Below are 23,239 nucleotides of genomic sequence, written 5' to 3'. Positions count from 1 at the left end.
CAGGGCCGCCCCTGTCTCCCAACCGGTACGGGCTCTACGGCGGACGGTCGCTGGGCGCGGGGCACCTGGGCGTGGGCCTGGAGGTGGGCTTCCCCATCGTGTCCGCGCGCACCCTGTACGGCGTCCTGCCGCGCCTGGACCTGGGGCTGGGCGTAGACAGCGTCTACGGCCTGATGATCGAGCCGCGCGCCAGCGTGCGCTTCACCGCCCTGGACGGCCAATACGCCAGCCTCGCCATCGTGATGGACGGAGGGCATGCGTTCTTCCTGCGCCCGCCGGAGACGGAGGAGAAGGGCGCGCGCTACCTGAGCGGCCGGCGCGACTGGAACGTGGCCCCGGGCCTCGTGTTCTCCTTGCAGCGCGAGGGACCGCGCTCGATACGACCGTACATGGACCTGCGATGCCTGGTGTCCTTCGACACGCATCCCACCCAGTCCAACCCCCTGGGCGGCCTGCCGCCCGCGTTGAAGGTGGACGCGGCGGTGCTCGTGCGACTGGGCGCGGAGTTTCCCGTGGGTGAAAAGACGTCCTACGCTGTCTCGCTCGGCGCCGACTTCCGCAGTCGTCCCACGGACGCGGAGGTCATGCCCACGCTGTCCATGGGCGTGGTGTCGACGTTGTTCTAGAACCCCCTCCCTCTCGACCCGAGGTCATCCATGCGCGGCAGTGTCATCGGTTCAGGCTCGTTCGGTACGGCGCTCGCGAACGTGCTCGCGGTCAACTGCGAGGAGGTCCGGCTGTGGGGCCGTGAGCCCGGCACCGTGGAGGCCATCAACACCCAGCACGAGAACCCCACCTACCTGAAGGGCATCCCCATCTCCGAGCGCGTGCGCGCCACCACGGACCTGGAGGAGGCGCTGACGGGGGCGGAGATGGTGGTGCTCGCCACGCCCAGCCATGCCACCCGCGAGGTGCTCGCGCGCGCGAAGCCGTTCCTGCCCAGGGGCGTGCCCCTCATCACCGTGTCCAAGGGCATCGAGAACGAGTCGCTCCTCACCATGACGGAGCTGCTGGAGGACTGTCTGCCGGAGGAGTTCCACCCGTACGTCGCGGTGCTCTCCGGCCCCAGCTTCGCCAAGGAGCTGGCGCGGCGCATGCCCACGGTGGTGACCATCGCGTCGCACTGGGACAAGGTGGCGCAGCGCTGCCAGAAGGCCCTGCAGACGGACACCTTCCGCTCGTACACGTCCACGGACGTCGTGGGCGTGCAGTACGGCGGCGCGCTCAAGAACGTCATCGCCATCGCCGCGGGCATGGCGGACGGCCTGGGCATGGGCCACAACGCGCGCGCGGCCATCATCACGCGCGGGCTCGCGGAAATTACCCGGCTGGCGGTGAGGAAGGGCGCCAACCCGCTGACGCTCTCCGGCCTGTCCGGCATGGGCGACCTGGTGCTCACGTGCACGGGCGAGCTCAGCCGCAACCGCCACGTGGGCATGGAGCTGGGCAGGGGCCGCAAGCTGCCGGACATCCTCGCGGACATGAAGGAGGTCGCCGAGGGCGTGAAGACGGCCAAGAGCGCGCGCGACCTGTCGCTCAAGACGGGCGTGGAGCTGCCCATCTGTCATCAGGTCTACCTGATTGCCTACGAGGGCAAGAACGCGAAGAACGCGGTGGTGGACCTGATGACGCGCCAGCCGAAGTCAGAGCTGTCGGGCGTCTGAAGCCCCGGCGTTCCAGGCCGCGCTGCTTGCTAGTAGCGGCGCGGCTTGGCTTCGGGGCTGGCGCCGCGCACGCGCCACACGGTGAGCCGCTCGGAGTTGGTGTGGCTCATCACCAGCCCCTCCGTCTGCATCTCCTCCAGCAGGCGGTTCGTCTTGAGCCGGTCCAGTCCGATGGTCTTGCCCAGCAGGTCGCCAGGCATGCCGCTCAGCTGGCGCCGCAGCTCGTTGATGATGGCGCGCTTGAACTCGTTCTTCTGCAGGCCGTCCAGGTCCTGCGTCCGCCACGCGGAGAGGATGCCCCAGGCGATGAGCAGCAGCGTCACCACGGCGATGACCGGGTAGACGATGTGGCTGTTCCTCTCCAACAGCTCGATGTAGCCGGTGGTGATGGACGAGACGGGCCGCTCGTAGTCCGGCCCGGAGTCCTGTCCGGGCAGGCCTTCAATCTGGGCCGTCAACAAGGGGAGGAGCTGGTTCAGCGCGGGCGTCAAGGCCCCCCGACTCTACGGGGAGCCCTCCGCGCCGGCAACCCGTCCCATCCCCCGGCGCCTAGACGACGCCAATGGACTCGGACGCCCCCTCGGCGAACAGGGTGGTGTCCGCCTTGGCGAGCAGCGTCGCCAGACCCTCGCGCTTCGCGGCGCTGATGGCGACGCCGCCCCGGGTGCGCAGGAGCGTCTCCACCTCGTCCGCCGGCAGCAGGTCCGCCTTGTTCCAGACCATCAGGCGCGGCTTCTCCATCAGGCCCAGCGAGTTGAGGATCTTCTCCACCGCCTCCACCTGGTCGTCGCGCGCGGGGTCGCCCGCGTCCACCACGTGCAGGAGCAGGCTTGCGTCGTAGAGCTCCTCCAGCGTGGCGCGGAAGGCGGCCACCAGGTCCTTGGGCAGGTCCCGGATGAAGCCCACCGTGTCGGTGATGATGACCTCCCGCTCGCGCGGGAAGCGCAGGCGGCGGCTCGTGGGGTCCAACGTGGCGAACAGCTTGTCCTCCGCCAGCACCTCCGCGTTGGTGATGGCGTTGAGCAGCGTGGACTTGCCCGCGTTCGTGTAGCCCACGATGGAGATGACCGGCACCTCGCGACGGTTGCGCTGGGCCCGGCGCACGCTGCGCTCGCGGCTGATGAGGTCGATGCGCTTCTCCAGATTGGTGATGCGCTCGCGCACGCGGCGACGATCAATCTCGAGCTTTGTCTCACCAGGGCCGCGGCCACCGACGCCACCGCCCATGAGCCGGCTGAGCGAGTCGTCACCCTGCACCAGCCGGGGCAGCCGATACTTCTGCTGCGCCAGCTCCACCTGGAGCTTGCCCTCCGACGTCTGCGCCCGCTGGGCGAAGATGTCGAGGATGAGCTGGGTGCGGTCCAGCACCTTGAGGCTCGTCGCCTCGCCGATGTGGCGCCCCTGGGACGGGGTGAGGTCCTTGTCGAAGATGAGCAGGTCCACCATGGACTGCATGGAGCGCAGGTTCAGGTCGTCCAGCTTGCCCCGGCCGATGAGGTAGCGCGGATCCGCTTCCCGCCGCACCTGGAGCACGCTGTCCATCACCTCCACGCCCGCGGTGCGCGCCAGCTCCTTCAGCTCCGCCAGCGAGGACTCCGCCCGCGCGCGGTCGCCGTCCAGGCACACCGCCACCAGGATGGCCCGCTCACGTCCGGACACCGTGCGCGCCGCGGCCTTGCGGTTGAGCTCCTCCTCCAGCGCGTCCAGCGTCGCCAGCAGGTCCGGCTGTTCGCCGTGCACGTTGGCCAGCTTGTAGACCTGCCAGAACTCGCCCGTGCCGTTCTCCGGCACCAGGTGCGCGTAGTGCAGCACCCCGGGCAGGCCCTCGTTGCCCACGCCCACGGCGGCCACGCAGTCCAGGCGCAGCAGCGCCAGGTCCGTGAGGTCGTCCTTCGTCAGGGGTTCGCTCTTGAGGTGCGTGTGGACCAGCCGCAGGCCACGCAGACGGATCTGTCCGGCGCGCGCACGGCCGATGTCCGGCAGCTCCAGCTTGTGCGCGTTGCCCACCACCACGTGCTCGATGTCGCCCTTGCGATTGATGAGGACGCCCACCTGCCGGTTGAGCTCGTGCGACAGCTCGGTGAGGTGACGGGCGAGCTCCGCGGAGACGATCTCGTGCGGGTCCACGCGGCGGCGGAAGGTGTTGCGCAGCCGCTGCTGCTCGCTCGACTTGAGACCCAGGGTGTTGCCGAAGATTTCCTTCAAACCGTTTCTCCTGGCACGGACAACAGGCCCGCGCCGTTTCCAAGGCATTGGATGGACCTGGAGCCTTCGGGTTTCATGACAAAGCCACCGACATTTGAACCGCCGCGAATACAGGTGAACACGCGGGCTTCGCGCGCCCTTTCCGTTTCCGGCCTACGCTGCCCGCCGTGACTGATTCCGCACGCAATGCCCTGCGCGGGGCCCGCCGCGTGGTGGTGAAGATTGGAACCAACGCGCTGACGAGCGCCACGGGCCGCTTCAACCGCGCCCACTTCGAAGCCCTGGGCCAGGACCTGCTGTGGGCCGCCCAGGGGCGGGAACTGGTGGTGGTGTCGAGCGGCGCCATCGCGCTGGGCATGGAGCGGCTGGGGCTGCCCGCACGCCCCCGGGACATCCCGGGCAAGCAGGCGTGCGCGGCGGTGGGGCAGAGTCGGCTGATGCAGGCGTACGAGGAGGCCTTCGGCCACGCGGCCCGCACGGTGGCGCAGGTGCTGCTCACCCACGAGGACGTGCAGGAGCGCCGCCGCTACCTCAACGTGAAGCACACGCTGGACCGGCTGCTGGCCGCGGGCGTGGTGCCCGTCATCAACGAGAACGACACCGTGTCGGTGGACGAGCTCAAGTTCGGCGACAACGACACGCTGGCGAGCCTGGTGGCCGGCGTGGTGGAGGCCGACGCGCTGGTGCTCCTGTCCGACGTGGAGGGCCTCTACACCGCCGACCCGCGCCGCGACGCGGGGGCCCGCCTGATGCCCTCCGTCCCGAGCGTCACCCCGGAGGTCCTCGCCCTCGCGGGAGACACCGTCAGCGACGTGGGCACGGGCGGCATGGCGTCCAAGGTCCGCGCCGCCGCGCGCGCCGCGGAGCTGGGCATCCCGTGCGTCATCACCTCCGGCGCGGTGCCCGGCCGCCTGAGGGGCGTGCTCCAGGGCGAACCCCTGGGCACGCTCTTCGAGCCCGCCGGCAGCCGCCGCAGCGCGCGCACCGCGTGGATCGCCCACGCCCTGCGGCCCCGGGGCCGGCTGGTGGTGGACGCGGGCGCGAAGGAGGCCATCGTCACCGGCAAGCGCAGCCTGCTGCCCAGCGGCGTGACGGGCGTGGAGGGGGAGTTCAGCCGGGGGGACCCGGTGGATCTGTCGGATGCCTCCGGGGCGGTGTTCGCCCGGGGCCTGTCCACCTATGACGCCAACGAGCTGCGGCGCATCACCGGGAGGCGCAGCGCGGACATCGAGGCGGTGCTGGGCTACCGCTACCTGGACGAAGCCGTGCACCGCGACGACCTGGCGGTGCTGTAGCGGTGGGCGGGGCGGCCGCAGGCGGGGCCGCCTACATGGAGCTGGAGACGGACTGCACCGTGCCGGGCGCCTCGTCCGTGAGCTGCATCAGCGCGCGGAACTCCGGCGAGTCGACCTTCATCAGGAGCAGCGAGACTTCCAGCTCCCCCGGCACGCGGCCGAGCTGGAGCTTGCGCTCCTGGCCGTGCAGCAGGGCGAGCTGTGAGTGGCCCTGACCTTCGGGAAGCGACAGGTCCAGCTCCAGCTGGAACGAGTCCCCTTCACCGCGCGGCGTCAGCACCAGCCGGTAGTCCGGCACCAGGGCGCCCGGACGGCGGCGCTCGGCGCGCAGGGTGCGGCCCGCTTCTCCCAGCAGCTTGGGCTGGGCGATGAGGCGGCCGTCGCGGCGGACCTCCAGGGCGAAGTAGAGCGGCTCCGAGCGAGCCTGCGCGGGCGTGGGGACGAAGGCCAGCAGCACCAACGCCAGCCCGGCAAGCCATGTCTTCAGCAGGGAGGTGCGGTCCATGGTTGAGCCCTCGTCAAAGCATCCGTCCGCCGCGTCGGCCCCACGGCAGCCAACGGACCCGGGTGGATCCGTTGACGCTTCGCACTCATTTCGACAATTCCCAAGGAATAACCCAGACGCGCCCCGAGTGCGAGCCCCACGCCCCCGGTTGTCTGCTGGCTGGCGGACGAAACAGGGGGTACATGGCGATACCTGCTTGCCTGTTCAGGTGGAGGCGGCTATCCCCCTGGACGGGCGCGGCCTCCTCCGCTGTTCCTTTCCTGTCCCCCCAGCCACCGCCCTTCCCACCCTGGATGTCCCGGGTCGCTTGATCTCCCGGGTCCTGTCCGCCATCGTCACCGATCTTCTGAATGGACCGCACGGAACGCATCCTTGATCTCGTGGCACTGCTGCTCGACGCGCGGGAACCCATCTCGTGGGCCGAACTGCGTGAGCACTTCCCGGCCGACTACGGCGGTTCGGACGACGCCGCCGAGCGCAAGTTCGAGCGCGACAAGGCGGAGCTCGTCGAGCTGGGCTTCCCCCTGAGCTACGTGCAGGGCGACGACGAGCGGCGCGACGGCTACCTCGTCGACCGCGACGTCTACTACCTGCCGGAGGCCGACCTCACGAAGGAGGAGCTGGCCGTGCTCTACGCCGCCGGCTCCGCCGCGCTGGCCTCGGGCGCCTTCCCGGGCCGCGACGACCTGGCGCACGCGCTGCGCAAGATTGGCTTCTTCGCCGGCGAATCGCTGCCCACCCCGCGCGTGCGCATGGAGCTGGGCACCGGCCAGGAGGGGCAGGAGAAGGAAGTGTCCGCCCGCCTGGAGCAGCTCTGGGAAGCGTGCTCCGCGCACAAGTGGGTGCACATCGTCTACGGCAGCCCCAAGCAGACCGGGCCGACGGAGCGGCGCGTGGACCCGTACGGCCTGGCGCTCAGGCGCGGCGTGTGGACGCTGGTCGGCTACTGCCACCTGCGCCAGGGGCTGCGCACCTTCCACGTCCACCGCATCCGCGACCTGAAGGTGAACACCGCCCGGCCGCGCACGCCGGACTTTGAAGTGCCCGCCGACTTCTCCCTCGACGCGCACGTGGCGTACTTCCCGTGGCAGTACCGCTTCCACGCGCCCATGGAGGTGACGTTGAGGCTGACGGGGCCGCTGGCCTCGCGCGCGGGCTCGCTGTTCCCCGGCGCGGTGCTGGAGCCGGTGGAGGAGGGCGTGACGCGGGCGCGCTTCCCGGTGACGTTCGTGGACGGGCTGGTGCGGTTCGTCCTGTCGCTCGGCGCGGACTGCCGGGTGGAGGGCCCCGTCGAGGCGCGCGAGCGGCTGGAGCAGATGGCCGCGCGCATCCTGGAGAAGCACGCGGTGTTGGACCCAGACGGACAGCGGGTGAGCGCATGAGCAACGTCCACGAACGACTGCGGCGCCTGCTGTTCCTCGTCCCCTACGTGTCCAAGCACCCCGGCGTCACGGTGGAGGCCCTGGCGAAGGCGCTCACCATCAGCCGGGAGGACCTTCTGGAGGAGCTGGACCTGCTCACGTGCGTGGGCCGGCCTCCCTTCAACCCGGACGACTACATCGACATCTACGTGGACAACGACCGCGTCTACGTGGACCTGGACCAGCGCCTGTTCGCACCGCCCCGGCTGACGGCGGGCGAGGCCGCGGCCCTGGCCGCCGCGGCGGAGCTGCTGCGCCCGGCCACCGGCGATGCGCTCCAGAGCGCCGTCTCCAAGCTGGAGGGCATCATCCCGCCCGCCGCGCGCGAGCGCTTCCGGGACATGTACCGGAAGATCGACGCCACCGGCGAGGCGCCCCTCGCGCTGGGGCCGCTCACCCAGGCCATCCTGGAGCGCCGGGAGGTGACGTTCGGCTACGCCAGCCCCGGCCGCCCGCCGGAGCCGCGCCGGGTGCGCCCCTACGAGCTGCTCAGCAACCGGGGCCAGTGGTACCTCCAGGGTTTCTGCCACACCCGCCAGGACGCGCGCCTGTTCCGGTTGGACCGGATGGAGGACCTGGCCGTCACCGACACCGCCTTCCAGCCCCCGGCGGACGCCCGCGCGGACGTGCCCAACCCGGCGCGCGGCACCACCGAGGCCTCCGTCCGGGTGCGCTTCACGCCCACGGCCGCCCCCTACGTGAAGGAGCGGTTCGGCCAGGACGCCCGCCCGCTCGCTGATGGAGGGGTGGAGGTGCGGGTGGCCGGAGACAGTGAGCGCTGGCTCACGCAGTGGGTGCTATCCTTCGGCGGAGAGGCAGAGGTCTTGGAGCCGGCGAGCGCTCGCGCCGCCGTTGCCCGAGCCGTGCATGCCTCGCTAGGCTCCTAGGACGACATGGCTTTCCAACTGACGATCTCCGAGGGAAAAGACGCCGGCAAGGAGTTCGTCTTCGACCAGGACTCCGTGCTCATCGGTCGCACGTCCGAGTGTGACGTGGTGCTGTACGACCCCGGCGTCTCCCGCCGCCACTGCCGCATCTTCCAGCAGGAAGAGGGCTACGCGGTGGAGGACCAGAAGAGCGCCAACGGCACGCTCGTCAACGGTACGGCGGTGCAGAAGCAGGCGCTCGTGGACGGGGACACGGTGACGCTGGGGCCCGTCACCTTCGTGTTCGCGCTCGCCCAGGAGGACGCGCCCACCGGCGAGGACGAAGCGCCCGCGGAGGACGGCGCCAACAGCACGCGCATCGTCTCCATCGACTCCGTGCGCAAGCAGCGCAACAAGGGCGGCTCCGCGCTGGCCCCCGAAGGCGCCGACGAGGAGGACCTGCAGGGCATCCGCGCGGAGTCCACCCGCATGAACATGCGCGCGGTGCGCCGGCCCACCAACAACGCCCAGCGCGCCGTGCCGCAGCCGCCCCCGCCCGACGAGGAGGCCCCCGCGGCCATCGAGCGTCCGGCGCCCGCGCCCCCACCGGCGCGTCGCACGGGCTCCCAGTCGTCGTCGTCCCGCGCGGTGGCGCGCACCTCCTCGCCCCGGCCCGGCACCGCCGGGGGCGGCCTGTCCGCCGCGGACCGCGCACGCATCCGCCGCGAGACGCCGGGCCTGATGGCCAATCTGCGCCTGTTCTGGGCGGAGGCGAACTCCAAGGTCCGCGCGGGCGTGATGGCCGGCGGCGGCGTGGTGGTGCTGGGCCTCTTCGGCCTGCTGTACTGGCTGGTGCTGGGCGGTGGCGACCAGGTGCAGAAGGGCGAGGAGCCCGTGCGTCTGTCGAACCAGCCCATCAACGACTCGTTCGGCCTGGGCGACGGCGTCACCTGGAACCGGCCGGACATGAAGGTGTTCGAGTGGGAGTTCATCGCCGCCACGCGCGCGGTGGTCATCCTCCACTACCAGGCCCAGGGCATCTCCAAGGACGAGGTCGTGGTGAGCGTCAACGGCGTGGACGTGGGCAAGGTGCCCCCGGACACGCTGGCCAGCCAGGAGCGCTCGCTGGAGCTGATGATCCCGCCCCAGCAGCTGCGCAAGGGCGAGCCCAACCGCATCATCTTCGACAACACCCGCAACCCGCCCGGCGAGGACCCCTGGCGCATCTGGAACGTCTGGGTGGAGCGCGCGCTCCTGCCCGAGGACCTCTCCACGCAGCAGCTGATCCAGCAGGCCGGGGAGTCCTTCAAGAAGGGCCGCAAGAACGCCCAGACGCCGGACATCGGCGCGCGCAACCGCTACGAGGCGTGGAAGTCCTTCCGCGAGGCGTGGTTGATGCTGGAGGCCCACCCGGACCCCAAGCCGGACCTCTACTTCGAGGCCCAGGAGGCCATGAAGCTCGCACAGCAGGAGCTGGACCGGACGTGCTCCAAACTGCTGCTGGAGGTGGAGGGCTACTACAACCAGGGCCACTACAAGAAGGCCGCCCTCACGCTGGACCACATGCGCGACTACTTCCCGGAGTACGACCAGCCGTGTGCCACGCGCGCGGAGAACAAGCGCGCCGAGTACGGCCTGTAGCACCCGGGCATCCCCGTCCGGTAGCCGACGGTGCAACCCCGCCTGCGAGGCGGGCAGGGCCCGTCCTGGTTGCCGGTCCCCCCTTCCGTTCCCACCCTCAATGGGGTGATGCGCGAGCGGCGGGGGGAGGAGATCGGGGTGGTGGAGCAGCAGGTCCCAACGGTGCATCAGCCGGTGCATTCACCGGAGCTGGCTCGGAGCCCGGGGCCGGTGCCGGAGCACGGGCCGGTGTGGAGCCCCGGGGTGTCCCGGATGTTGCTCGCCCGGTACTACCTGCCCCGTCGCCACACCACGCTGCAGGGCAACGCGTGCCGCCTGCTGCGCGACGGCGTGGAGGCCTATCCGGAGATGCTGGAGGCCATCCGCCGGGCCCGGCGCTCCATCCGCCTGGAGACGTACATGTTCGTCACCGACACGGTGGGCGAACTCTTCGGCCAGGCGCTGGCGGAGGCCGCCGAGCGCGGCGTGCACGTGAAGGTCCTCTACGACGCGGTGGGCTCGTGGACCAGCCGCAGGAGCTTCTTCGAGGGGCTGCGCCAGCGCGGCGTGGACGTGCGCGCCTTCAAGCCCTTCAGCCTGGCGCGCGGGCTGCGCTACCTCATGCGCCGCGACCACCGGAAGATCCTCGTGGTGGACGGCACGGTGGCCTTCACCGGCGGGGTGAACATCGCCGCGCACTGGGCGCCCGAAGGGCAGGGCGTCGCGTGGCGCGACGATGTGCTCCGGATTGAAGGCCCCGCGGTGCACGAGCTGGAGCGCCGCTTCCTCGCGACGTGGCGGATGATGTTCCAGGACCGGCTGAGCCGGCTGCAGCGGCGCATCCGCGGCACGCGCGTGCCGGAGCCCGGCCCCCGCAAGGGCGACGTGGGGCTGGCGGTGCTGTCCAGCCGCCGCAGCATCCACCGCGCGTACCTGCACGCCATCCAGCGCTCGCGCCAGAGTGTGCTCATCGCCGCGGGCTACTTCGTGCCGGACCGCCGCATGGTGGCCGCGCTCAAGGACGCGGCCAAGCGGGGCGTGGAGGTGAGCCTGCTGCTCAACGGCGGCAAGAGCGACCATCCCTTCCTGGAGCACGCCACGCGCGCCTTCTACGAGACGCTGCTGGGCGCCGGCATCCGCATCTTCGAGTGGCAGCGCGGCGTGCTGCACGCCAAGACGGCCGTGGTGGACGGGGTGTGGGGCACCATCGGCTCGTTCAACCTGGAGCGGCTGAGCCTCGCCTTCAACCACGAGGTGAACGCGGTGTTCGCGGACCCCCGGCTGGGGCGTGCCCTGGAGGACTCGTTCCGCACGGACTGCGGCGACTGTCGCGAGGTGGACCTCGTCGCGTTCCGCCGCCGGCCCCTCTGGCAGAAGGCCGTGGAGCGCGTGCTGTACTTCTTCCGCAAGGTCCTCTGAAGCACGGCCGTCATCCCCGGGTTCCAGGCAACCGTCCACCGCCTTCAACGCGGTGCAGGAACCCTTTGCATGCCGGGTGCGACGCGCCTAGAAGTTGCCCCATTCCGGCACGGAAGGACGGCAACGCACATGACGGACAGTTTCGGCACCAAGGGCAAGCTCAAGGTGGGCTCGGCCACCTACGACTACTTCAGCCTGGCCACGCTGGCGAAGGCCCACCCGGCGGTGAACCGCCTCCCGTTCTCCCTCAAGGTGCTGCTGGAGAACCTGCTGCGCAACGAGGATGGCCGCGTCGTCAAGCGTGAGCACATCGAGAAGATGCTCGCGTGGGACCCCAAGGCCGCGCCGGAGACGGAGATCTCCTTCCACCCCGCGCGCGTGCTGCTCCAGGACTTCACCGGCGTGCCCGCGGTCGTGGACATGGCCGCCATGCGTGAAGCGCTCGCGACCATGGGCGGCGACCCCGCGAAGATCAACCCGCGCAACCCGGCCGACCTCGTCATCGACCACTCGGTGCAGATCGACTCGTTCGCCACCACCGCGGCCTTCAAGGAGAACGCGGAGCTGGAGTTCGACCGCAACCGTGAGCGCTACGCGTTCCTGCGCTGGGGCCAGAGCGCGTTCAAGGGCTTTGGCGTCGTTCCGCCGGACATCGGCATCTGCCACCAGGTGAACCTGGAGTTCCTGGCGCAGGTGACGTTCCGCCAGGGCACCACGGTGTACCCGGACACGCTCGTGGGCACCGACAGCCACACGACGATGATCAACGGCCTGGGCGTGGTGGGCTGGGGCGTGGGCGGCATCGAGGCGGAGGCGGCGCTGCTGGGCCAGCCCATCACGATGCTCATTCCGCAGGTGGTGGGCTTCAAGCTCACCGGCAAGCTGCCCGCGGGCGCGACGGCGACGGACCTGGTGCTCACCGTCACGCAGATGCTCCGCAAGAAGGGCGTCGTCGGCAAGTTCGTGGAGTTCTACGGCAACGGCCTGAAGAACCTGTCGCTGCCGGACCGCGCCACCATCGCGAACATGGCCCCGGAGTACGGCGCCACCATCGGCTTCTTCCCCGTGGACGAGGAGAGCTGCAACTACCTGCGCTTCACCGGCCGCCCGGATGACGTCGTGGCGCTGACGGAGGCGTACGCGAAGGAGCAGGGCCTGTGGCGCACGGACGGCGCGCCGGATCCGCTCTTCACCGACTCGCTGGAGCTGGACCTGGCCAGCGTGGTGCCCAGCCTCGCGGGCCCCAAGCGCCCGCAGGACCGCGTGCCCCTGAAGGACATGAAGGCGGGCTACGAGGCGTCGCTCGTGGAGATGCTGTCCGCCGGCAAGAGCAAGGGCGAGGACGACGAGGGCCCCAAGGGCGGCGCGAAGGCCCCCGCGGCCCCGGTGCCTCCCGAGCGGCTGGCCCAGAGCGTCACCGTGAAGGCCGGCAAGCAGAGCTACCAGGTGGGCCACGGCGCGGTCGTCATCGCGTCCATCACCTCCTGCACCAACACGTCCAACCCGGCCGTGCTGGTGGCCGCGGGCATCCTGGCGAAGAACGCCGTGGAGAAGGGCCTCAAGCCGCAGCCCTGGGTGAAGACGAGCCTCGCCCCCGGCAGCCGCGTCGTCACCGAGTACCTGCGCGACGCGGGCCTCCTGCCCTACCTGGAGGCCGTGGGCTTCCACGTCGTGGGCTACGGCTGCACCACCTGCATCGGCAACTCGGGTCCGCTGCCGGAGGCGGTGTCCAACGCCGTGGTGGAGGGCGACCTGGTGGTGGCCGCGGTGCTGTCGGGCAACCGCAACTTCGAGGGCCGCATCAACCCGCACGTGCGCATGAACTACCTGGCGAGCCCCCCGCTCGTGGTGGCGTACGCGCTGGCCGGTGAAGTGGGCCGCGACCTGAACAACGAGCCGCTGGGCACGGACCCCAACGGCAAGCCGGTGTTCCTCAAGGACATCTGGCCGTCGGACCAGGAGATCCGGGAGACCATCCGCACGGCGGTGAAGCCGGAGCAGTTCCGCAGCCAGTACGCCAACGCGATGGAAGGCGACACGCTGTGGCAGCAGCTCCAGGTGAGCAAGGGCTCCACGTTCCAGTGGGACCCCAAGTCCACCTACGTGCGCAAGCCGCCCTTCTTCGAGAACCTCCCGAAGGAGCCCAAGGCCACGCAGGACATCAAGGGCGCGCGCGTGCTGGCGCTCCTGGGTGACTCCGTGACGACGGACCACATCTCGCCCGCGGGCAACATCGCGAAGACGAGCCCCGCCGCGAAGTACCTGATGGCGGAGGGCGTGGAGCCCAAGGACTTCAACTCCTACGGCGCCCGGCGCGGCAACCACGAGGTGATGGTGCGCGGCACCTTCGCCAACATCCGCCTGAAGAACCTGCTGGTGCCCGGCGTGGAGGGCGGCGTCACGGTGCACATCCCCACCCGTGAGCGGATGAGCATCTACGACGCGTCCATGAAGTACCAGGCGGACGGCATCCCGCTGGTGGTGCTCGCGGGCGCTGAGTACGGCACCGGCTCCAGCCGCGACTGGGCGGCCAAGGGCACGCAGCTGTTGGGCGTGAAGGCCGTCATCGCCAAGAGCTTCGAGCGCATCCACCGCTCCAACCTCGTGGGCATGGGCGTGCTGCCCCTGCAGTTCGAGGCGGGCCAGGACGCGCAGTCGCTGGGCCTCACCGGCCAGGAGACGTTCGAGATCACGGGCGTCGCGGAGGGCCTCGCGCCGCAGAAGAAGCTCACCGTGAAGGCCACCGGCGGTGAGAAGGGCCCCATCGAGTTCACGGCGGTGTGCCGCATCGACACGCCCAACGAGCTCGACTACTACCGCAATGGCGGCATCCTCCAGTACGTGCTCCGCCAGCTCGCCAAGGCGTAACGCGCCTTCGCGGTGATGGTTCGCGGCCCGGCCGCCCTCGCTCCACGGAGGGTCGCCGGGCCGTCGTCTTTTCCAGGAGGCGGTGGCTACTCCGCGCGCAGGCGCGTCCACGCGGCCACGTAGCGCGACAGCCGCTCGGCGTCCTTCGGCGTGACGGCGGACAGCCGCCGCACGTCCATGTTGTCCTCCAGGTCCGCCAGCTTCACGCGGCGGGCCACGGGGTGGGGCCGGAGCCTCTCGATGAAGGCCTCGTAGGACTCCCCCTCGCGCTTCGTCAGGCAGTCCAGCGCGGACAGGACGTCCTCCGCGTAGCCCAGCCCGCGCAGCCGCTCCAACGTGTACGGGGTGTCCTCCACCACGTCGTGGAGGATGGCCACGGTGCGCTCGGTGTCATTGCCCAGGCGCAGCATCACGCGCAGCGGGTGGAGGATGTAGGGCTGGCCAGCCTTGTCGCGCTGGCCCTGGTGCGCGGCCACCGCGAGGGCGATGGCGTCTTCGAGCGTGGGCATGGCGGACAGCTTGTCACGCCCGCGCCCCGGCCGGCTCGAAGGACCGGCTCGAAGGACCGGCTCGAACGCACCGGCTCAGCGGTTCAGGTTGCCGGAGCCCGTGCCGCCCGCCGACTGCGCGGTGTAGGCCTGGCCGCCGCCGTTGTACTGGAGGATGCCCTCCACGGCGAGGGCGGACGGGTCCTGCCTGTTGTTGTCACCCCGGCGCGGAATCAGCGTCTCGCTGATGCACATCGCGCCCACCACCACCTGCTGATCATTGTCCCGCGTCCAGTCGTTGGCGAGCGGCTTGAACTCGTCCTCGTTGTCGCGGATGTACAGGTACACGTCGTCCTTGCCGTCCCCGTCCAGGTCCGCGAACAGCGCGGGGTCCGCGAGCTTGATGGCGTTGCGCCCCGTGGGCGCCGTTGGTTCGCGCGGTTTGGCGGGCGCGGTGTTGGTGGGCGAGGCGACGGGGTCGTAGACGGACGGCCTGCCGAGGTAGGTGTTCCACTGGCCGTAGTTGCGGCCGAAGTAGCCGCGCGCCAGCTGCAGGCCGCTCTCCGCGCAGCTCTGCCGCTGGCCCACGCGGCTGGAGGACACGGCGCGGGTGCGCTCGCTGCTGGCGTAGGCCATGACGCCCGCCACCAGTCCCAGCAGCACGGTGACGAGCAGCACCACGAGCAGCAGCGTGGCGCCGCGGGTGGAACGGGAGGAGGGGCGCGGGGACATGGTGGGGCTCACAGGCTGGCCGAGGCCAGGTTGGGCAGCTCGGCCCGGCGCGAGAAGAGGCTGCGGAAGTAGCCATCCGGGGGGACGGTGGCCGGGGTGTGGTTCTCCACCGCGATGGGCAGGTCCTCGGAGAGCACCGCCTGGTTCTGCGTGTCGCGCCGGGGCGTGCGGCCGGTGGCCACCACGCTGATGCGCACCGAGCGCAGGCCCGGCGTGTACTCGGGCGACAGCCCATTCTGGAAGACGTAGCTCGTGGGGTCGCCCGTGTTGGTCGCGTCGACGCCGAAGGCCACCTGGAAGTCCTCCACGAAGTCCTGCACCACCACCGGGTCGCCCATGTCCATGAAGGGACGGCCCGCGATGTCGGCGGCGGGCGTGCCCTCCGCGCGCAGGAGCGCCTTGCGGCCCGTGGTCGGGTGCGGCCCGATGAAGAAGTGCAGCACCCGCGCGGGGTACACCAGGTCCCCGCGCTGGAAGCCGCCCTTGTGGGGCGCGTTGGAGAAGCCCGGCACGCCGGACTCCGAGTAGCTCACCGTGGCGGTGGGCGGGTTGCTCGTCACCGACGTCTGGGTGAGCAGCGCGGCGCTCTTCATGTTGCTGGCCACCAGCATGGGGGTGGCCGGAGGGGCGCCGCTGGGCGTGCCCACGCAGTTGACCTGGAGCGAGCCGGTGCCCGGCGCCACCACCGTCATCGCCGCGCCCGGCGCGCAGTCGCGGCCCAGGTAGTTGCGGTCCGGCACCACCAGCCACAGGTCGTCGCTGCCCTCGGTGCCCACCACGTTGCCGGTGGTAGTGGCGGTGAGCAGGCCCGTGCCCGCGCCGTCGCCGCCGAAGATGGGGTTGATGCGCTGGGGCACGCCCGAGGACACCACCCACAGGCCGTCGGACATGCCCGACCCGGCCTGCCGCACCGCGGACAGCAGCAGCTCCCCCGCGAGGCGTGCGTGGTCGTGGCTGTCCGCCACGTGCTCCGTGTTGTGCACCACGCGCCCGCCCGCCAGCAGCAGGGCCGCCGCCGCCGCGAGGATGATGGTCGCGAGCGCCGCGGCCACCATCGTCTCCAGCAGCGTCATGCCGCGCGCCAGCGGATGCGGCCGCTTCGTGGACGTGGACGTGGACGGGGACGTGGACGGGGACTCCATGCGACGCCTCATTGGACGAACACCTCGCTGTGGATGAGCGCGCGCTCCAGGCTGTCGCCCTTGCGGAACACGCGCGTCCAGACGGTGAAGGGCTGGGCGCCCGCGGGCACCAGCGCCGCGGAGGCGGGCGGGAGGTCCTTGGGCAGCCCCTTGGTCACGAGGATCTCCCGGCAGTAGACGTCCTTGGGCAGGACGGCGTCCGGGGTGCTGGCGATGCAGGGCGTGTTGACGGGCACGCTCGTCAGCGGCTCCACCTGCCCGGTGGGCAGCACGCGGAAGTAGGCGCCGGTGCCCACGTCCGCCGCCACCGGGGGGCTGGGGTCCAGCACCCACGGCGCCGTGCCGAAGGCGATGTCCGGCGGGAAGAGGGCGGGCCGGTTCACGGCGTTGCTCAAGAGCTCCGCCTTCGACCCGAGCCACAGCCGCTGGATGCGCGACTCCAGCAGCATGCGCCGGCCCTGGAGCACCTGGCCGTCCTTCACGTCGCGCGTGGCGGCCACCATGCCCATCACGGCGCCCACGGCGGCCAGCGCGAGGATGCTCATGGAGATGAGCACCTCCAGCAGGCCGCTGCCGCGCGCGGGGGCGCGGCGGGAAGAGGAGAGGGGGCTCATTCGAAGAACCTCTGGCTCCAGTTGAGCAGCTGGTAGAGCACGCCGTTGCTGCCGCTCACGGAGTCCTTCTTGTTGGGGCTGGAGGGGCCCTCGTTGGTTCCGTTGGAGATGCGGGTGACGTGAAGGGCGCTGACCTCCGCGCCCACCACGAAGTCCTGGGACGTGCCGCCGTTGTCGCGGTGGTAGACGGCCACGCCGCCGTAGTTGGCGAGCGTCGTGCCGGGCACGCGCACGGCGGCGGTCGTGGCGGAGCTCGTCGTGTTGCCCAGGTCGATGCTGTAGGTGGCGCCCCGGACGGTGCCGCTCAGGAGCATGGGGTCGTTCACCGACTGCTCCGCGGTGCTGAAGTACGCGGTGCGTCCGGCGATGGTGATGTTGCCGTAGACGTGCTCGGGCGCCGCGAAGATGAGCGGGAAGGGCGACGGCTCCTGGAGCACGCCGTACTTCACCTCCTCCGTGTGGGCCGCGCTCGCGTCGATGGCCGTGCCGTTCAGCCGCTTGCCGTCCATGCCCAGCGGCAGGCGCAGCTGCTGATCCAACAGCAGCGCGTGCAGGCGGCCCGCGACGGTGTCCGGCACCCAGTCCATGCCGGCGGTGCCCACCAGGGCCACGAGCTTGCCCTTGTAGGCCGCGAAGGCGGAGCCGGCGCTGGCGTCCTGGGGGATGCGCGCGAGGCCCACGTTGGTGCTGATGGGCTGGCTCGTGGCGGGCAGGGTGCCAATGTCCATCGCGGCGTACTTGCAGGGGCTGGACTCCGAGCAGGCGGGGCCCATGCGCGCCACGTTGACGTTCATGCCGGTGGAGGCATCCAGCTCCCACATGCGGCCCTCCATGTCGCCCACGTAGAGGCGCGAGGCGCCGCTCGTGTCCTGCGACACGGTGGGCGCGGCGGGCGCGCTGTTGTCCACGCCGCTCGTGTAGGCCTGCTGCCACTGCCACAGCTTCTGGCCCGTGGCCGCGTCGATGGCGAACACCTGCACCCCCTTGGGGGGCGTGCCCGGCGAGTCCGTCACCGCCAGCGCTCCGGAGCTGCTGGAGGCGACGAAGACGGCGTACACGGGCTCCATGCCCAGGCGCCCCACGCCCACGGACAGGCCGCGCGAGCCACCCAGCCCGCTGTAGTCATAGAGGCCGCTGGGCTTGCGGCCCGGATCCGACTTGGGCGGCAGCAGGAAGAGGCTGGTGTCCTCGTCCCAGGTGTACGTCCAGTCCGTGCTGCCCTGGGCGCGGTCCGCCAGCGCCACCACCGAGTGCGGCGCGCTGGAGGTGCCGTAGTGGCTGCCCACCAGGTGCCACAGCAGCACCGGCTTGAGCGGGTTCGTGACGTCCAGGGCGAACAGGTCGCGGCCGGACTGGCCCACGTTGGCCACGAGCACGGTGTGCCACTCGCGCCGGCCGGTGCCCACGAAGTCCGCGAACACGTCGAACACGACGGGCGCGCTGTTCACCCGCGCGGTGTTGTTGCGCAGGCCCGACAGCTGCGTGGCCGGCAGGAAGCTCCAGAGCTCCGTGCCCGGCAGGGGCGGGGTGCCCTGGCGGAAGAGGCGGGCGTAGTCCGTCTTGAAGCGCGCCGTGGCGTCCGGGTTGGGGAACTGAAGGCTCTCCGCCGGGCCGTCGTAGCTGGCTCCACCGGAGACGTAGAAGGCGTGGACCTGACCGTCCAGGCCCGCCGCGTAGGCCACCGTCGGGCGGGCGTGGACCCTGTCCGGGATGTTGGCGCTCGCGGGCACGACCACGGGCGAGGAGTGGATGAAGCCGCCCAGGTGCGCGCGGTTGTCCGCGTCGGGGTTGTTGCACTGGCTGTTGGAGGGCTCCAGCACCGGGGTGCCGGTGCCGTCGTTGCGCGTGCTGGTGGCGAAGCAGAAGCCGCGCACGCGCTGGAGCATCTGCGCCACCACGGGGAAGTCGTTGGTCAGCCGGGTCTTGTTGAGCACCGCGTCCGTCACGCCGAAGTCGGAGCCACCCACCTGCTGCGTGTACTGCGTCGCCTGCTGCAGGTCGCACACGCCGTCAGCGCCGCTCACGAAGTCGAAGCGGAAGGTGCCATCGCGCGACGTGGCGCGGCTGAGCTTCATCACGTCCACGCAGCCGGGGTTGGGCGCGCTGGCGTAGTTGTTGTTGATGCGGGTGCCGGAGACCTCCTCCGGCTGCCAGCCCACCTGCAGCACCCCGTGCGGCGCGCTGCGGTTGGGGCCCAGCACCGGGTTCACCTTCACCTCGCCGCCGAAGTAGGTGAAGAGGTTGCGGTCGCCCGGCAGGGGCAGGCGCGCGTCCGCGTTCCAGAGGGTGCCGTCCGCCAGCGCGTTCTCCCCCGCGTTCAGCGCGTTGCCGCCGATGAGCGAGTGGGCGCGCAGCGTGCCCGGATAGTAGGGGAACACCCAGTGCGAGCCCTGGGCGGGCGTGTACGTGTCCACGCCGGGCGGGTAGCCCGACACCGCGTCGTAGGAGGTCTTGAACAGGACGGCGCGCGAGCCGTTGGTGTCGCTGCCGTTGGTGTCGTCCAGCGCCACCGGGGCGGACACGGTGCGCTCGCTCTGCAGCGGTTCGGAGCCCAGGTTGAGCAGCGTGTTGAGCACGATGCGCGTGCCGGCGACGCTGTTCTTGAAGTCGTGGCCCGCCAGGTACACGACGGTCGCCTTCTGCGGGTCGTTGTCCTTCTGGTTGAAGGAGAAGAAGTCGTGGCCGCGCTTGTTGTTCACGGCCACGTCGGTGGCGTTGTCGTAGCGCTCGCCGTTCGCGTAGTCCTCCCAGCTCACCGCCAGCCGCCGCACGCCGGGCTTGTAGCTGGCGGCCCGGTAGTTCTCCGTGTGGCCCGCCACGTTGTTGAAGCGGAAGTCACCCATCTGGGAGAAGGGGTCGCCCGGGTTCGGGTAGAGCATGCAGGCCGGCGCGGCGCCGGCGATGGCCAGGTAGTCCGGGTCCGTGCAGTTGCGGCCATCCCACGAGGAGCCGCCGCCCAGCTTGTTGATCTCGAAGTTGGTCGCGCCCTGGAAGCGCGAGCGGGCGATGGGGGTGTTGTCCGGGCGCTTGCTCGTCTCATAGGACCAGATGCTCGCGCACTCGGCGAACAGGCCGTTGCCGCGCTGATCCGTGAAGTAGGCGATGTTGTTGAGGACGTTCTCGCGCTGGTTGACGGCGCCGTCCCCGTTGGAGCTGTACTCGGAGCGGACGCTGTCGCCGATCTCCCAGTGCGGCGCCCAGAACACGCGGTAGCGCGGCTTCTGGGTGGCCGGGTCGATGGCGTTGAGCAGCCCGTTCCGGTACGTCGCGGTGGAGATGAGGTCCGCGTTGGCGTGGAGCGCGTCGTAGATGAGGCCGGGGCGGCCTCCGTTGAGCGTGCAGGTGGTGGTCGTCCCCTGCGGGCAGCCGCCGGCGCCCGGGAAGTCCAGGCCCGCGTTGCGCAGGTAGTCGTCCAGCATGCCGCCCTTCACGAACGAGGCATCGTTGGCGTCGTTGTCGTCACGATCCAACAGGGCGATCTTCGGGGGCACGCGGTTGAGGCGCCGGCCAATGGGGGCGTTGAACTCAATCGTGGCCTGGTGCATGCGCACGTAGAAGCAGCCACTGTTGTTGGTGAAGGTGTCGCAGTCGCACGGGCTGCGGAACTTGTTCGGCGCGTCCGGCCCGGCGGAGGAGTTCAGGAAGTCGAGCGCGTTCTTCGCGTCCTTCGCGTCGATGATGAAGCTCGCGCCCATGTACTGGACGTCGCGGAAGCCGCTGGCGGTGTTGAGCGTCTTCTGCGCGAAGTACGGCCGGGCATCGAAGGCGGTGGTGGTGAAGTTGTCGATGTCGCCTTGCGGGAACAGCCCCCCGGCGGGCAGCGGCGCCAGCGGGGGCACGGGGACGACCGGCGCCGCGCTCGCGTTGGAGATGTGGAAGTCACAGCCGTCATTCCAGCTGGGGTCGTTCCACTGACCGTTGTTCGGCGTGGGCGGCACGTGCTTGTTGGTGGGCACGCACCGGTTGGGGGACCGCTTCGCGTCGTCGATGGCCAGGTACACCGTCACCGGGTGCGACGCGTTGGCGCCGCCCGCTTCGTTGGCCTGCAGGAGGCGCCACACGAGCCCGTAGGCCGAAAGGCTGCCGCAGCCCTGCTGGAAGGTGGCCTGCTCCGGGATGATGAGCGAGCCCTGACTGAAGGTGACGATGTCCGTGGCCGATGCGGGCACGGCCACCAGCAGCGCCAGGCCCAGCAAGGCGCGCCGCGACGAGGAGGCTCCGAAGAGGGAGTGTGCCAAGGGTTCACCGGGGGTGGGAGACCAACTACCCCCTGGGGCCGGGGGCACCCGCGACGTGTGCACACGGTGTGCCTTGGCGATGACGGCCCGGCCTCCTCGGAGGCCCTGGAAAGAAACCGTGGGGCTGTGGGCAGGCAGCACCCGCGGCTACGCAAACCTTGCGAGGCCCGCACCGGGCTGCGTAGCAGGAAGTGCCTAGTCGCCGACCCTGCCGCCGCGGCCGGCCTTCTTTTCGGAGGTGCGCTTCTTCTCCTCCAGGCGGCGGCGCTTGGAGCCCGCGCTGGGGCGGGTGGCCTTGCGGACCTTGGGGACGAAGGTGAGGGCCTGCAGGCCCGCGCGCAGCCGGCGCACGGCGGCGTCCTTGTTCTGCGACTGGCTGCGGCGCTCGGTGGCGGTGACGGACAGCTCCGTGGGCGGGTGGCTCAGGCGCACGCCGCTGGCGGTGGTGTTGCGGTGCTGCCCGCCCGGGCCGGAGGCGATGAAGAACTCCACGTCGCAGACCTTCAGCAGGGCCTCGTCATCCAGGGCGAGGGCGGCCCGAGCGGCCTGGCGTCTTGCGGGGGCGATGGGCGTCGTCGGCGTCATGGCGATCCTCAACGTAGCGCCGGGGGGACGCCACCGGTACCGCCCACCTGACGCCGGCCTCCCCCTTCCTCGCGTCAAGGCGCCCGCCCGCCGCCCCGTGGGGCCTCTCTGATTGAGCGGTGATTTTATCAATTTGAGAGGAGAAACAGCATCCGCGGCATGTGGTTCAAGTCTTTTCAATGGGTTGTGGTGTGGCCCGGAGGTTGCTCTTGGACAGGGCATCCACCCGCTGAACGCATCCGAGGATCTTCCCCATGACCATCCAGACCTGGCAGCTCGACACGACGCACACCACCGTGGGCTTTACGGTGCGCCACATGGTGGTGGCCAAGGTGCACGGCCGCTTCACGCGCTTCGAGGGCAAGCTGACGCTGAACGGCGACGACTTCACGAAGGCGGCCGTGGAGGTGAAGCTGGAGGCGGCGAGCATCGACACCGGCGTGGAGGCGCGTGACAACCACCTGCGCTCGCCGGACTTCTTCGACGTGGCGGCGTTCCCGAAGCTCATCTTCCGCAGCAGGCGCGTGGAGGCCGTGAAGGGGAACCAGTACCGCGTCGTGGGCGACCTGACGGTGCGGGACGCGACGCACGAGGTGGTGCTGGACGCGGAGCTGCTGGGGCGCGTGAAGGATCCGTTCGGCACCGAGCGCCTCGCGTTCCAGGCGACGACGCACCTGGACCGCAAGCAGTTCGGGCTCACCTGGAATCAGGCGATGGAGGCGGGCGGGGTGCTGGTGGGCGAGCGCGTGGACATCAGCCTGGACATCCAGGCGGTCCCGGCCACCCAGCCGGCGGACAAGGCGGCCTGAGGCCATCCGTGCGTGCGGCGCAACGCCGGCGCGAGCATTGAATCCGAAGAGCGCGGGAGCGACCTCATGATCTACGTACGAACGTCCGAAGCGCGCGGCCATGCGAACCATGGCTGGCTCGACAGCCACCACACCTTCTCCTTCTCGGACTACTACGACCCGGACTTCATGGGGTTCCGCTCGCTGCGCGTCATCAACGAGGACACGGTCGCGGCGGGCCGGGGCTTCGGCAAGCACCCGCACCGGGACATGGAGATCCTCACCTACGTGGTGAGCGGTGCCGTGGAGCACCGCGACAGCATGGGCACGCAGGCGGTCGTCCGCCCCGGCGAGGTGCAGCGCATGAGCGCGGGCACGGGCGTGGTGCACAGCGAGATGAACCCGCTGGATGAGCCGCTGCACCTGCTGCAGATCTGGCTCTTGCCGGAGCGCCAGGGCCTGCCGCCCGGCTACGAGCAGAAGCGCTTCGACGCCGAGGAGCGGCGCGGGAGGTTCCGCGTGGTGGCGTCCCACGACGGGCGGGACGGGTCGGTGACGGTGCACCAGGACGTGGTGCTGTCCGCCACGGTGCTGGGCGAGGGCGAGTCGGTGGACTACACGCTCGCGCCCGGCCGCCACGCGTGGCTGCAGCTCATCAAGGGCGAGGCCACGCTCAACGGCGTGGCGCTCAAGGCCGGTGATGGCGCGGCGGTGTCGGAGGAGACGGCCCTGGCATTCGCCGCGAAGGCGCCCACGGAGGCGCTGCTGTTCGACCTGGCCTGAGGGCTT

General features: G+C 70.6%; 19 protein-coding genes. 10 read left to right on the top strand and 9 right to left on the bottom strand.

Annotated features, from left to right (window positions below; genetic code table 11):
• A partial coding sequence (locus D7V97_RS08915) for a hypothetical protein (protein WP_120610174.1) occupies nucleotides 1-626 on the top strand: 626 nt, incomplete at its 5' end.
• 30 nt (nucleotides 627-656) lie between these two features.
• Nucleotides 657-1,664: an NAD(P)H-dependent glycerol-3-phosphate dehydrogenase gene (locus tag D7V97_RS08910; RefSeq protein WP_120610173.1), complete on the top strand. Its 1,008-nt coding sequence runs from the start codon at nucleotides 657-659 to the stop codon at nucleotides 1,662-1,664.
• 29 nt (nucleotides 1,665-1,693) lie between these two features.
• On the opposite strand, the gene D7V97_RS08905 is transcribed toward D7V97_RS08910, so the two are convergent.
• Nucleotides 1,694-2,155 carry a hypothetical protein gene (locus tag D7V97_RS08905; RefSeq protein ID WP_120610172.1) on the bottom strand — a complete coding sequence of 154 codons (462 nt, stop codon included), beginning with the start codon at nucleotides 2,153-2,155 and terminating at the stop codon, nucleotides 1,694-1,696.
• A 58-nt stretch (nucleotides 2,156-2,213) separates the two neighbouring features.
• Complete coding sequence (hflX, locus tag D7V97_RS08900; RefSeq protein ID WP_199728752.1) at nucleotides 2,214-3,869, bottom strand: GTPase HflX; 1,656 nt, start codon at nucleotides 3,867-3,869, stop codon at nucleotides 2,214-2,216.
• Nucleotides 3,870-4,036: 167 nt separating this feature from the next.
• Between hflX and proB the strand changes: the two genes are divergently transcribed.
• Nucleotides 4,037-5,164, top strand: a complete 1,128-nt coding sequence (gene proB, locus D7V97_RS08895; protein ID WP_120610170.1) for a glutamate 5-kinase — start codon at nucleotides 4,037-4,039, stop codon at nucleotides 5,162-5,164.
• Nucleotides 5,165-5,195: 31 nt separating this feature from the next.
• Here the strand turns inward: proB and D7V97_RS08890 are convergent, their stop codons facing one another.
• The gene (locus D7V97_RS08890) at nucleotides 5,196-5,669 is read right to left on the bottom strand and encodes a hypothetical protein (RefSeq protein WP_120610169.1); all 474 of its coding nucleotides are present in this window, start codon (nucleotides 5,667-5,669) and stop codon (nucleotides 5,196-5,198) included.
• A gap of 350 nt (nucleotides 5,670-6,019) precedes the next feature.
• On the opposite strand from D7V97_RS08890, the gene D7V97_RS08885 reads away from it, so the two are divergent.
• The 5 genes from D7V97_RS08885 to acnA all read left to right on the top strand — a co-directional run bounded on the left by D7V97_RS08885 (nucleotide 6,020) and on the right by acnA (nucleotide 13,863).
• Nucleotides 6,020-7,051, top strand: coding sequence for a YafY family protein (locus D7V97_RS08885; RefSeq protein WP_120610168.1), 1,032 nt, complete (start codon nucleotides 6,020-6,022; stop codon nucleotides 7,049-7,051).
• Entirely contained in the window at nucleotides 7,048-7,977 is a 930-nt protein-coding gene (locus D7V97_RS08880; RefSeq protein ID WP_120610167.1) for a YafY family protein, read from the top strand. Before D7V97_RS08885 ends, D7V97_RS08880 begins: the two co-directional genes overlap by 4 nt.
• 6 nt (nucleotides 7,978-7,983) lie before the next feature.
• Nucleotides 7,984-9,597, top strand: coding sequence for an FHA domain-containing protein (locus D7V97_RS08875; protein WP_120610166.1), 1,614 nt, complete (start codon nucleotides 7,984-7,986; stop codon nucleotides 9,595-9,597).
• Nucleotides 9,598-9,705: 108 nt separating this feature from the next.
• Nucleotides 9,706-10,995: a phosphatidylserine/phosphatidylglycerophosphate/cardiolipin synthase family protein gene (locus D7V97_RS08870; protein ID WP_233582593.1), complete on the top strand. Its 1,290-nt coding sequence runs from the start codon at nucleotides 9,706-9,708 to the stop codon at nucleotides 10,993-10,995.
• Between the two features lie 129 nt (nucleotides 10,996-11,124).
• Entirely contained in the window at nucleotides 11,125-13,863 is a 2,739-nt protein-coding gene (gene acnA / locus D7V97_RS08865) for an aconitate hydratase AcnA (RefSeq protein WP_120610165.1), read from the top strand.
• Nucleotides 13,864-13,949: 86 nt separating this feature from the next.
• Here acnA and D7V97_RS08860 read toward each other — a convergent pair whose 3' ends face one another.
• From D7V97_RS08860 to D7V97_RS08835, 6 genes are all read right to left on the bottom strand, one after another.
• A complete protein-coding gene (locus D7V97_RS08860) occupies nucleotides 13,950-14,372 on the bottom strand; it encodes an HD domain-containing protein (protein ID WP_120610164.1) in 423 nt (140 codons plus the stop codon).
• A 75-nt stretch (nucleotides 14,373-14,447) separates the two neighbouring features.
• Complete coding sequence (locus D7V97_RS08855; RefSeq protein ID WP_120610163.1) at nucleotides 14,448-15,083, bottom strand: hypothetical protein; 636 nt, start codon at nucleotides 15,081-15,083, stop codon at nucleotides 14,448-14,450.
• 8 nt (nucleotides 15,084-15,091) lie between these two features.
• Nucleotides 15,092-16,225 (bottom strand): PilW family protein, encoded by a 1,134-nt coding sequence (locus tag D7V97_RS08850; protein WP_120610162.1) that lies wholly within the window; start codon nucleotides 16,223-16,225, stop codon nucleotides 15,092-15,094.
• Nucleotides 16,226-16,233: 8 nt separating this feature from the next.
• Complete coding sequence (locus D7V97_RS08845) at nucleotides 16,234-16,839, bottom strand: type II secretion system protein J (protein WP_120610161.1); 606 nt, start codon at nucleotides 16,837-16,839, stop codon at nucleotides 16,234-16,236.
• A complete protein-coding gene (locus tag D7V97_RS08840; protein WP_120610160.1) occupies nucleotides 16,836-21,077 on the bottom strand; it encodes a hypothetical protein in 4,242 nt (1,413 codons plus the stop codon). Before D7V97_RS08840 ends, D7V97_RS08845 begins: the two co-directional genes overlap by 4 nt.
• Nucleotides 21,078-21,272: 195 nt before the next feature.
• The gene (locus D7V97_RS08835) at nucleotides 21,273-21,662 is read right to left on the bottom strand and encodes a peptide chain release factor-like protein (RefSeq protein ID WP_120610159.1); all 390 of its coding nucleotides are present in this window, start codon (nucleotides 21,660-21,662) and stop codon (nucleotides 21,273-21,275) included.
• 254 nt (nucleotides 21,663-21,916) lie between these two features.
• Between D7V97_RS08835 and D7V97_RS08830 the strand changes: the two genes are divergently transcribed.
• Both D7V97_RS08830 and D7V97_RS08825 read left to right on the top strand, forming a co-directional pair.
• Nucleotides 21,917-22,471, top strand: a complete 555-nt coding sequence (locus tag D7V97_RS08830) for a YceI family protein (protein WP_120610158.1) — start codon at nucleotides 21,917-21,919, stop codon at nucleotides 22,469-22,471.
• Between the two features lie 66 nt (nucleotides 22,472-22,537).
• Nucleotides 22,538-23,233 carry a pirin family protein gene (locus D7V97_RS08825; protein WP_120610179.1) on the top strand — a complete coding sequence of 232 codons (696 nt, stop codon included), beginning with the start codon at nucleotides 22,538-22,540 and terminating at the stop codon, nucleotides 23,231-23,233.
• Nucleotides 23,234-23,239 lie beyond the last annotated feature (6 nt).

This window comes from Corallococcus sp. CA053C (assembly GCF_003611675.1).
Lineage (GTDB): Bacteria > Myxococcota > Myxococcia > Myxococcales > Myxococcaceae > Corallococcus.
Note: the sequence above shows the minus strand (reverse complement) of the source record. Positions and strands in the feature narration are given on the sequence as shown.